A 261-nucleotide genomic window follows, 5' to 3' on the forward strand; every position below is an offset into this window, starting at 1 on the left:
GGCCGAGTCGATGACGACGGCGTACTCCTGGGCGAGGGCGCCGCCCACCTCCTGCGGCTCGCCGGCCTTCTCGAACGACTTCACCGCGTCGCCGAGACCCGCGAGCGTCCCGGTCGGGTCGAACTGGCCCTCCCTGCCGGCGAACGACTGCGAGAGCGGGTTGCTGGTGTCGTCCGGGTCGATCTGCAGGTACTTGTCGCCCGCGAGCCCCGGCATCTGCATGTAGCCGACGCCCCCGCCCATCTTGGAGTCGATGGTGCC

The 261-nt window shown here is 70.9% G+C and carries 1 protein-coding gene; it reads right to left on the bottom strand.

The annotated features are described in order from the left end of the window. Positions 1–243, bottom strand: a 243-nt coding sequence (locus tag KVT14_RS20545; RefSeq protein WP_217617310.1) for a hypothetical protein, incomplete at its 3' end; no start/stop codon positions are given. Between the last annotated feature and the right edge of the window lie 18 nt (positions 244–261).

The sequence above is a fragment of the Cellulomonas sp. GbtcB1 genome, from assembly GCF_019091725.1.
Classification (GTDB): domain Bacteria; phylum Actinomycetota; class Actinomycetes; order Actinomycetales; family Cellulomonadaceae; genus Cellulomonas.